Below are 7489 nucleotides of genomic sequence, written 5' to 3' on the forward strand. Positions count from 1 at the left end.
CGGCCCGGCGGTTCACCACCGGGGACCCGGTCGGCGTGGCGGTCGAACTGGCGTCACGGCGGGAGTCCGTCGCCCTGGTCGCCCTCGGCGACGGGCTCGGCCACGCCCCGCCGCCCGCCGGCGGCTACGACCTCCTCCGCGTCCCCGGCCTGCCGCTCCTGCCCGCCGACGGCCCTCCTGCCGCCGGCGCCGTCGCACCCCTGGCGGCCGCTGCAGCCGTCGCACCCCTGGCGGCCATTGCCCTCGATGCACCCGTTGCGCTCGATGCACCCGTTGACGCCCGTACCCCTGCCGATGCCCGCGCCGCTGGAGAACCCTCGTGACCACCCCCGACCATGACCTCCGCCACCACGGTGACGCGGAGGTGCGCGCGGACGGGCTCGGTCTGGTCGACCTCGCCGTCAACGTACGCACCGGCACGCCCCCGCTGTGGCTGCGCGAGCACCTCGCCGCCACGCTCGGCGAGCTCGCCGCCTACCCCGACCAGACGGCGGCCCGAGCCGCCGTCGCCGCCCGGCACGGGCGTCCGGTGGACGAGGTGCTCCTCACCTCGGGGGCGGCGGAGGCGTTCGTCCTGCTGGCACGGGTGCTGACGGCACATCATGTCGTCGTGGTGCACCCGCAGTTCACCGAGCCGGAGGCCGCCCTGCGGGACGCCGGGCACACGGTGGAGCGGGTGCTCCTCTCGCCCGCCGACGGTTTCCGGCTGGGCGACGTGCCGCCCGCGGCCGACCTCGTCGTCCTGGGCAACCCCACCAACCCCACCTCCGTCCTGCACCCGGCCGACGCCGTCGCCGCCCTCGCCCGGCCCGGCCGCACGCTGGTGATCGACGAGGCCTTCATGGACACCGTGCCCGGCGAGACCGAATCCCTCGCCGCGGTGCGGGACCTGCCCGGCCGGGTGGTCGTCCTGCGCAGCCTCACCAAGACCTGGGGCCTGGCCGGCCTGCGCATCGGCTACGCGCTCGGCCCGGCCCCGTTGATCGCCGCGCTCGGTGCCGCCCAGCCGCTCTGGCCGGTCTCCACCCCCGCCCTCGCCGCCGCAGAGGCGTGCAGCACCCCGGCCGCCCTGGCCGAGGCCGAGCAGGCCGCCCGGCTGCTCGGCGAGCACCGCGACCACCTGCTGAAGGGCCTCGCCGCCTTCCCGGCCGTCCGGGTGCACGGCGAGCCGGCCGCCTCCTTCGTCCTGATCGAGCTGCCGGACGCCGCCGCCGTCCGCGAACGCCTGCGCGAGCACGGGTTCGCCGTCCGCCGTGGCGACACCTTCCCGGGCCTCGGGCCGGACTGGCTGCGGATCGCCGTCCGGGACCAGGCCACCACCGACCGCTTCCTCTCCGCACTCGACACCGTCCTGCGCGAGACCGCCCTGTACGACACCTCCCCGCACCGCACCTCCCCGCACGCGCACTGACGGCGGCACCCGGCGGCGGTACGGGACCGGCGGTACGGGACCGGCGGCACGGCCCGGCGGCGCGGGACCGGCGGCGCGGGACCGGCGGCGCGGGACCGGCGGCGCGGCCCGGAGGCGCGGCCGGCCTCCCGGTTCAGTGCAGGACGACGGCGTCCCCCACCCTCGCCGCCCCGGGTTCCAGCACCTGCGCGTACACGCCCGCGCACGGCAGGGCCGCCATGCCCTCCAGCGGGACCAGGCGGTTCCGCTCGGCGAGCACCTTCAGAGCGGCCGTGCTGCGCGGCAGGGCGCCGTGGACGAGGGTGGGGACGGCGCAGCGGGGCGTCGGGATGAGGATGCGCAGACGGAGCTTCGGGCCGATCGCCAACTCCCTTCCCACCCAGGCGTTCTCGGCGAAGCCGTCGGCGTCGGTGCGGATCACGACGTTGGGGCGGTAGCGCTCGGGCTGGGGCACGGCCCGGTCCAGGGTGGACGTGGTGAGCAGGTGCACGGGAGCGAAGTCGAAGAAGGTGCCGGCGGGGGCGGCCCGGCCGATCTCGTTCACCGTGACGGTGACCTCCTCCTCGATGCCGTGCGCCAACACCTCCTCGGGAACGGCCCGTTCGATCGTCGCTCCGGGTGGGCGCCCCGCGATCAGGCGCACCTTCCGCCCCAACAGGCCGGAGAGCTCGGCCGCGCCGACCGGCCGGCCGTCCGGGCCGGTGATCACGGGCTCGCCGGCGACGAGGACGGCCGTGAAGCCGAGCATCCCCGCCCAGCGCCGCGGGTTCTTGACGCTCACCACCCGCCCGCTCTGCTCGTCGAGCAGCGCCCACACCCGGTCGCCGTGCAGGCCCCGCTCGTCCACGGCCACCGCACCCAACTCCTCGCCCAGCATGGACTTCACCGGATAGCGCCACAGCCTCTCCACCACCCCGACCCTCACGAGAGCGCCTCCGCCCACCGCCGCAGCGTCGCGAAGTCGCCCTCGCGCAGGCCGGTCCGCGGGTCGATGCGCAGGACGAGCGCCGGGGCCGGGTGGTGGGCGGCTATCCACTCGCCGTCCAGCGGCCCCGACTCGTCGTCCACCCAGGCGAACGGTCGGCCGGCGGCCCAGGCGACCAGGTGGCGGGTCTTCCAGTGCAGGCCGTCCGGGTCGTCCTGGTGGAGCTCGGGCCAGTCGACGTACGGGAGCCCCGGGAGGCCGACCAACGGCGAAATCCAGTGGTTGGCCTCCTCCATCCAGGTGGTGGCCCACACCAACTCGTACGGCAGTGCGAGCAGTTCGGGTCCGTGCGCGGGGTTGATCCAGAGCCGCAGCGGGCGCACGTGCTCGGCGGGCCTGCACGGGGATCGGGCCACCCACGAGCCGGGCTTCACCCGGTGCGTGCCGTAACCCTCCGGCCGCCGGTGCGGTTTGGCGGCGTACGGGTTGAGCGGGCCGTCGACGTCGAGCAGGAGGAGGGGCTGCGTCATACCGCGCATCCTCGCCCGGACAGCGGCCGGACGGCCACCGCTTTGCCCCTCCGCCACCTGGACGCCCGGCTGCCGACGGCCGGTCGGGGACGATCCGTGGCATGCCCGGGGAGGCGCGGACCTCTCCGGCAGCCGGCGGCCTCCCCCGCCCGCCGGCGACCGGACCGGAGACCAGAACGGCAACCGGACCGGAGACCGACCGGAGACCGACCGACTACCCGCCGACGGCCCCCGTGGCCGGCCCGGCCGCACCCTCGGCGAGCAGGATGGCCAGCAGGCCGGGGAAGCGGGCCTCGATCTCGTCGCGGCGGAGACTGGCCATCCGGCTATTCCCGCCGTCCACCTGCCGGACCAGCCCGGACTCGCGCAGCGTACGGAAGTGGTGGGTGACCGTCGCCTTCGAGACGGGCAGCGCGAAGGAGCTGCACGTCCGCGCCGTGCCGTCCGGCGCGGCGGCCAGCTCGCGCACCACCCGGCGGCGCAGCGGGTCGGCGAGCGCGGAGAGCACCCTGCCGAGCTCGATCTCCTCGACGGCCGGGTGGCCTTCTTCGTCCGGCATGGCGGCGGCCTTCCTCGGGTGCTCCTCAGGTACGACTTGAATCGTACCTCTGGCGGCTGCTAGCGTCCGCCAGGTACGACTGCAGTCGTACCTGAAGCAGGGGAGAACCCGGATGGACCAGCTCGTCACGCTCGTCGGCACCGCCCGTCCCAAGACCGAACGCGCCGAGGAGCTCAAGCAGTTGCTGCTCTCGTTCGTCGAGCCCACCCGGCAGGAGCCGGGCTGCCTGGAATACCACTTCCACGAGGACCGCGACGAGCCCGGCGTCTTCGTGTTCTACGAGGCGTGGCGCAGCCAGGCCGACCTCGACGCCCACCTGGCCCTGCCGCACCTGCGCGATTTCCAGGAGCGCCGGATGGACTACCTGACCGAGGACCTGGAGATCCGCTTCCTGACGATGCGGAGCCCGTACACCCGGGCCTAGCCTCCCGGGGCCGCCGAACGCCCGCCCGGGAGACACCGGGCCACGGAACACCGGGCCGCGGAACACCCGCCCCCGGCGCGCCCGGCCACCGCGCCCCCGACCCCGGCGCACCCGCCCCGGCACCTCCGGAGCTCACGGCCGGCTCCAGAGGTTGCGGGCGGCGAGCAGCGGCAGGACACCCTCGCCGAACCAGTAGGCCTCCTCCAGGTGCGGCATCCCGGAGAGCACGAACTCGTCGATGCCCAGCTCGTGGTACTCGGTGACGAGGTCCGCGACCTCCCGGTGGCTGCCGACCAGCGCCGTGCCCGCGCCGCCGCGCAGCAGTCCGATGCCGGCCCAGAGCCCCGGGTGGATCTCCAGCCGCTCCGCCGAACCCCCGTGCAGCGCGAGCATCCGGCGCTGGCCCTCCGACTCGCTCTCCCCCAGGGCCCGCTGGGTCTCCCGGATCCGCGCCGGGTCCATGGCCGCCAGCAACCGTTCGGTCTCCGCCCAGGCCTGCGCCGAGGTGTCCCGGGTGATCACGTGCAGCCGGATGCCGAAGCGGACCACGCGGCCCTGGGCGGCGGCCAGTTCACGGATCCGGCCGATCTTCTCCCGTACCTGCGCGGGCGGTTCGCCCCAGGTGAGGTAGACGTCCGCGTGACGTGCGGCGACCTCGCCGGCCGCCGGGGAGGAACCGCCGAAGTAGACGGGCGGCACCGGGTCGGGCAACCGGTTCAACTTCGCCTGCTCGACCCGCAGATGGACGCCGTCGTGGTCGACGCTCTCCCCCGCCCAGAGCCGCCGGGCGATCGAGAGGAACTCCCCGGTCCGGGCGTAGCGCGCGTCCTTGTCCAGGAAGTCCCCGTACGCGCGCTGCTCGGCGGACTCCCCGCCGGTCACCACGTTGAGCAGCAGCCGCCCGCCGGACTGCCGCTGGTACGTCGCCGCCATCTGGGCGGCCAGCGTCGGGGCGATCTGCCCGGGCCGGAACGCCACCAGGTACTTCAGCCGCTCGGTGACCTGGGTCAGCATCGCGGTGGTCAGCCAGGCGTCCTCGCACCACGCACCGGTCGGCGTCAGCGCCCCCTCGAAGCCCAGCTGTTCGGCGCTGCGCGCGATCTGCCCCAGGTAGGCGATGCTCGGCGGCCGGTCGGACCCGGCCGTACCGGGCGTCGAGCCGTGCCCGCCGCCGACGACGTGCCGGCTGTCGCCGTTGGTGGGGAGGAACCAGTGGAAGGTGAGGGACATGCGTGAACGCTCCGGTGCCGTGGCTGCCTGCTGGTGGAAGTGCCGGTGGACGTCACCGGCAACAGGCGGCCGCGCAGACCCGCACCAGGTCGACGTGGAGACGCCGGACGAGGAGGTGACGGGCGGGAGCGGTCATGGGCGCGATTATCCGCGCCCCTCCGGTGCCGATCAAGAGGGGCGCCGGCCCCTCCAGGCCGGGACACACCCGGGCGCGCCGGGTTACGTTCAAGGGCAGCCGGTCCGAGGACAACCGGTCCGAGGACAACCGGATCGAGGCCCCGGGTTTGAGGACAGCCGGTTCGAGGGCAGCCGGTCCGAGGACAACTCACCGCACATCCGTTGGAGGAACCGTGTTGAAGGGCAAGGCCGCCGTCGTCACCGGGGGATCGCGCGGCATCGGCCGGGCCGTCGTCGAGCGTCTCTGCCGCGAGGGGGCGGAGGTGGTCTTCAACTTCGCCACCTCCGTTGACGCCGCCGCCGACGTCGTGAGGGCCGTGCGGGCGGAGGGCGGGACGGTCCACGCCCTCCGGCTGGACCTGGCCGATCCGGACGGACCCGAACGGCTGATGCGGGAGGCGGAGGAGCTCCTCGGCGGGCTGGACATCCTGGTGAACAACGCCGCGACGTCCTTCACCCGGGCCACGATCGCCGAGACCGAGCCGGAGGAGTTCGACCGGGTGCTCGCGGTCAACGCGCGGGCGGTGTTCCTGACGATCCGCCACGCGGCCCGGACGATGCGCGACGGCGGTCGGATCGTGAACCTCTCCACGGCCAACACGGTCCGTCCCGTCCCCGGCAGCGCCGCCTACGTCGCCGGCAAGGGCGCGGTCGAGCAGCTGACCGCCGTCGCGGCCCAGGAACTCGGGCCGCGCGGCATCACGGTGAACACCGTGTCGCCCGGAGCGACCGACACCGACCTTTTGCGCGGCACCAACCCGCCGGAGGCGCTGGAGGCGGTCGCCGGCATGACCCCGCTGCGCCGGCTGGGCCGGCCGGAGGACGTGGCCGACGTCGTGGCGGTGCTGGCCGGGCCGGACGGCCGGTGGATCACCGGGCAGAACATTCGGGCGACGGGCGGACTGGCCTGAGAAACGGCCGTCGGCCCTCCCCCTGGTGGGGAAGGGCCGACGGGCGTACGGCGGTGGGGCCGGATCAGACCTGGCCGGCCTTCTCCAGCGCCTCGCAGCAGGTGTTGACCAGCAGGCGGGTGACCACGTACGGGTCGATGTTGGCGTTCGGGCGACGGTCCTCGATGTAGCCCTTCTGCTCCACCTCGACCTGCCACGGGATGCGGACCGAGGCACCGCGGTTGGAGACGCCGTAGCTGTAGACGTTCCACGGGGCGGTCTCGTGCTTGCCGGTCAGGCGGGACTGGATGTCGTCACCGTACTGGTTGACGTGCTCCAGCACCTTCTCCTGGGAGGCGCCGAGCGACTCGCAGGCGGTGATGATGGCGTCGTAGCCCTCGCGCATCGCCCGGGTGGAGAAGTTGGTGTGGGCGCCCGCACCGTTCCAGTCGCCCCTGGCCGGCTTGGCGTCCAGGGTGGCGTCGATGCCGAACTCCTCGGCGGTGCGGTACAGCAGGTAGCGGGCGATCCACAGGTCGTCCGAGACGGTCAGGGCGTCGACCGGGCCGATCTGGAACTCCCACTGGCCGGGCATGACCTCGGCGTTGATGCCGCAGATGGCCAGGCCGGCGTCGATGCAGCGGTCGAGGTGCAGCTCGACGATCTCGCGGCCGAAGACCTCCTCGGCGCCGATGCCGCAGTAGTAGCCGCCCTGCGGGGCCGGGAAGCCACCCTCCGGGAAGCCGAGCGGACGGGAGCCCTTGAAGAAGGTGTACTCCTGCTCGATGCCGAAGATCGCCTCCTGGTCGGCGTAACGCTCGGCGACCTCGCGCAGCAGGGCGCGGGTGTTCGACTCGTGCGCGGTGCCGTTGGTCTCCAGGACCTCGCACAGGACGAGGATGTTGTCACCACCGCGGATCGGGTCCTTGACGACCTTCACCGGCTCCAGCACGCGGTCCGACGCGTGGCCCTCGGCCTGGTTGGTCGACGAGCCGTCGAAGCCCCAGGTGGGGATCTTGTCCGCGTTGGCCAGGACCCGAGTCTTCGAGCGGAGCTTGGCGGTCGGCTTGGTGCCGTCGATCCAGATGTACTCGGCCTTGATTGCCACGGCGGTGAACCTCACAAACTGGGTGGTGGGTGCCCGCGTAGCGTCGCAAGCCGCCGTTTCCCGGTTGTTCCTCTTATGTAACACCCAGGTGAACCAACCGTCCGCGTTGGCACGGTCACGCTGCGGGAGTGCCGCGGGTGGCACTCCCGCAGACCGAGGGGGCGCCGCTCAGTGCCGGCGGGCGTGCGCGGCCCGGCGACGGGTGGCCCATAGGGCACCGCCGCCGGCCGCGACC

The 7489-nt window shown here is 73.9% G+C and carries 8 protein-coding genes and 1 pseudogene; 4 read left to right on the forward strand and 5 right to left on the reverse strand.

Annotation, left to right across the window (positions count from 1 at the left end; translation table 11 throughout):
* Together ACFC1F_RS42035 and cobC are read left to right on the forward strand one after the other, a co-directional pair.
* Nucleotides 1-323, forward strand: a pseudogene (locus ACFC1F_RS42035) (hypothetical protein); the annotation flags it as partial.
* Nucleotides 320-1411 carry an Rv2231c family pyridoxal phosphate-dependent protein CobC gene (cobC, locus tag ACFC1F_RS42040; protein ID WP_376166944.1) on the forward strand — a complete coding sequence of 364 codons (1092 nt, stop codon included), beginning with the start codon at nt 320-322 and terminating at the stop codon, nt 1409-1411. The pseudogene ACFC1F_RS42035 and the gene cobC, both read left to right, overlap by 4 nt.
* 133 nt (nt 1412-1544) lie before the next feature.
* On the opposite strand, the gene ACFC1F_RS42045 is transcribed toward cobC, so the two are convergent.
* The 3 genes from ACFC1F_RS42045 to ACFC1F_RS42055 all read right to left on the reverse strand — a co-directional run bounded on the left by ACFC1F_RS42045 (nt 1545) and on the right by ACFC1F_RS42055 (nt 3425).
* Nucleotides 1545-2321: an MOSC domain-containing protein gene (locus tag ACFC1F_RS42045; protein WP_376166946.1), complete on the reverse strand. Its 777-nt coding sequence runs from the start codon at nt 2319-2321 to the stop codon at nt 1545-1547.
* 11 nt (nt 2322-2332) lie between these two features.
* Entirely contained in the window at nt 2333-2866 is a 534-nt protein-coding gene (locus ACFC1F_RS42050) for a hypothetical protein (protein WP_376166948.1), read from the reverse strand.
* Nucleotides 2867-3080: 214 nt separating this feature from the next.
* Nucleotides 3081-3425, reverse strand: a complete 345-nt coding sequence (locus ACFC1F_RS42055; protein ID WP_209411760.1) for a helix-turn-helix transcriptional regulator — start codon at nt 3423-3425, stop codon at nt 3081-3083.
* Between the two features lie 112 nt (nt 3426-3537).
* Between ACFC1F_RS42055 and ACFC1F_RS42060 the strand changes: the two genes are divergently transcribed.
* Nucleotides 3538-3849, forward strand: coding sequence for a putative quinol monooxygenase (locus tag ACFC1F_RS42060; protein WP_376166950.1), 312 nt, complete (start codon nt 3538-3540; stop codon nt 3847-3849).
* Nucleotides 3850-3981: 132 nt separating this feature from the next.
* Here ACFC1F_RS42060 and ACFC1F_RS42065 read toward each other — a convergent pair whose 3' ends face one another.
* The gene (locus ACFC1F_RS42065) at nt 3982-5079 is read right to left on the reverse strand and encodes an LLM class flavin-dependent oxidoreductase (protein ID WP_209411758.1); all 1098 of its coding nucleotides are present in this window, start codon (nt 5077-5079) and stop codon (nt 3982-3984) included.
* Nucleotides 5080-5429: 350 nt separating this feature from the next.
* Between ACFC1F_RS42065 and ACFC1F_RS42070 the strand changes: the two genes are divergently transcribed.
* A complete protein-coding gene (locus ACFC1F_RS42070) occupies nt 5430-6167 on the forward strand; it encodes an SDR family oxidoreductase (protein WP_376166952.1) in 738 nt (245 codons plus the stop codon).
* Nucleotides 6168-6231: 64 nt separating this feature from the next.
* Here ACFC1F_RS42070 and glnII read toward each other — a convergent pair whose 3' ends face one another.
* Nucleotides 6232-7254, reverse strand: a complete 1023-nt coding sequence (glnII, locus tag ACFC1F_RS42075) for a glutamine synthetase GlnII (protein ID WP_376166954.1) — start codon at nt 7252-7254, stop codon at nt 6232-6234.
* Between the last annotated feature and the right edge of the window lie 235 nt (nt 7255-7489).

It is taken from the genome of Kitasatospora sp. NPDC056181 (assembly GCF_042266225.1).
Taxonomy (GTDB): Bacteria; Actinomycetota; Actinomycetes; order Streptomycetales; family Streptomycetaceae; genus Kitasatospora.

What these genes read in the sequence shown, in the direction of transcription:
- ACFC1F_RS42065 (WP_209411758.1), bottom strand. Translation starts at nt 5,079, where the DNA reads ATGTCCCTCACCTTCCACTGGTTCCTCCCCACCAACGGCGACAGCCGG.
- ACFC1F_RS42060 (WP_376166950.1), top strand. Translation starts at nt 3,538, where the DNA reads ATGGACCAGCTCGTCACGCTCGTCGGCACCGCCCGTCCCAAGACCGAA.
- ACFC1F_RS42050 (WP_376166948.1), bottom strand. Translation starts at nt 2,866, where the DNA reads ATGACGCAGCCCCTCCTCCTGCTCGACGTCGACGGCCCGCTCAACCCG.
- ACFC1F_RS42055 (WP_209411760.1), bottom strand. Translation starts at nt 3,425, where the DNA reads ATGCCGGACGAAGAAGGCCACCCGGCCGTCGAGGAGATCGAGCTCGGC.